The organism is Streptomyces tremellae (genome assembly GCF_039540215.1).
In the GTDB taxonomy this organism is placed as follows: Bacteria; Actinomycetota; Actinomycetes; order Streptomycetales; family Streptomycetaceae; genus Streptomyces; species Streptomyces tremellae.
This window is the reverse complement of sequence record NZ_BAABEP010000016.1, coordinates 63,756-65,401: the sequence shown is the minus strand read 5'-3', so window position 1 is coordinate 65,401 and position 1,646 is coordinate 63,756. Positions and strand designations below refer to the sequence as shown.

The window sequence follows — 1,646 nt, the reverse complement described above, 5'->3', positions numbered from 1 at the left end:
GTGGATGCGGATGCCGGTGGCCGGTGCGGGACGCGGTCGTGGATGCGGATGCCGGTGGCCGGTGCGGGACGCGGTCGTGGATGCGGATGCCGGTGCCGGTGCGGGACGCGGCCTTGGGTGCGGGCTACGCGCGGGCCGCTCCCGTACCGCGCCGCCGCCGCGGCTTTCGGGGCTCCTGGTCGGGCAGCCAGCCGAAGGCGAGCGAGCTGCCCACCAGGCCGAGCAGCATGCCGACGACGAAGCCGCCGAGGTTGGAGGTGACCCAGGTCCCGAGGGAGCAGAGCACCGCGATCACGGAGTAGAAGACGCGGTGGTCAGGGTTGGCGAGGAGCAGCAGCCCGCACACCGCGAGCACGCCGGGCAGCAGGTATCCGGCGAGGGACTCGGTGCCCGCGTGCAGGACCACCGAGATGCTGGCGCGCTCGCTGAGCAGGATCTCGGCGCCGCCGAGCAGTACGCACAGCCCGCCCCAGAACGGACGTCCGCGCCGCCACCCGCGAAACCCGCGCTGCCGTGGCACGGGTGCGGGGTCCTGTACCGGCGGCTGCGCCCTGGCGACCGGCCGCGCCGCCGCGGCCGGGGCAGCCGGGGCAGCCGGGGCAGCCGGGGCAGCCGGGGCAGCCGGGGGCGTGTCCCCGGCCGGCCGCGGGTCATGCTCGGGGGCCACGCTCAGCAGCCCTTCTGGGCGAAGCTCATATGCAGGTCGGGCAGGGTGAACCGGCTTGCCGTGGTGGCGTAGTTGGTCTGCCGGAAGGTCTGGAGGCTCACGGTGTCGGCCTGTTGGCCGAACATGCCGAGCGGCCCCTTCACCGGCGGCTTGTCGAACGTCGAGGCGTCGCCGCCGATCTCGATGCCGTCGAACGACGCGGCCTTCGCCGCGATCTCCGTGGAGTCGGTGGTCAACGCGTCGGCCCGCACCCGCTTCTTGGGATCGCTGCCCGCCGAGATGCGCAGGTACGTGCCGCCGAGCGACACGCTCTGGCACAGGTCGGCGATCTCGGCGTGCCGTATGGCGGTGACGATCACCAGCTTCTGACCGCCGGTGTCACCGGCGTCGGGACTGCCCGGCGCCGTGTGGTCGAGCCCGCCGAACTGCCCGAAGCCGGTGCCCTTCAGCGAGGTCCCGCTGACCACGAACGGCATGCCGGAGATGGCGAACTGGGCGGCGATCGCCCCCTGCGCGGTGAGCACCACGAGCGCGGCGGCGGCCACCGCCGCGGGCACCCCCATCAGGGCGGCCCTGCGGTAGCGCACCCTGCCTCGGCGTACGGGCGCCGGTGCCTGGGCGCCGGCGGGTCTTGGTGGTTCGTCGGGAACAGCCATGGGTGTGAGCCCCCTCTGGGCACGCGTGAGCACGCCGGCGATCGCGGAACGAGGTGTGTGCGTCGGGTCCTTGGTTCGCGGACCGCTCCCGGCGTACGCCACGGGGCCGGCTCGGGATGCCGCCGGGGTGGCGACGCGGCCACGGGAGCAATCCGGAAGTTACTCCCAGGTACACACCCGGTCAACGGGTTGTGTGAAAAAGAGGTGTTCTTTCTGTGACCGGGTCGATCATCAACCAACGGGCCTGATCCCGGGGCGAGTTGCGCTTCCCTGACGCAAGGCCCAGGGGCGCGGGGTGGCCGCGCCGAGCGCCCGTGAACACG

Annotated in this window: 2 protein-coding genes; both read right to left on the bottom strand. The window is 73.2% G+C overall.

Translation table 11 applies throughout. The annotated features are described in order from the left end of the window. Positions 1-124: 124 nt before the first annotated feature. Positions 125-520, bottom strand: coding sequence for a DUF6114 domain-containing protein (locus tag ABEA77_RS14240; RefSeq protein WP_345646301.1), 396 nt, complete (start codon positions 518-520; stop codon positions 125-127). A gap of 149 nt (positions 521-669) precedes the next feature. Then, complete coding sequence (locus ABEA77_RS14235) at positions 670-1,323, bottom strand: DUF6230 family protein (protein ID WP_345646298.1); 654 nt, start codon at positions 1,321-1,323, stop codon at positions 670-672. Between the last annotated feature and the right edge of the window lie 323 nt (positions 1,324-1,646).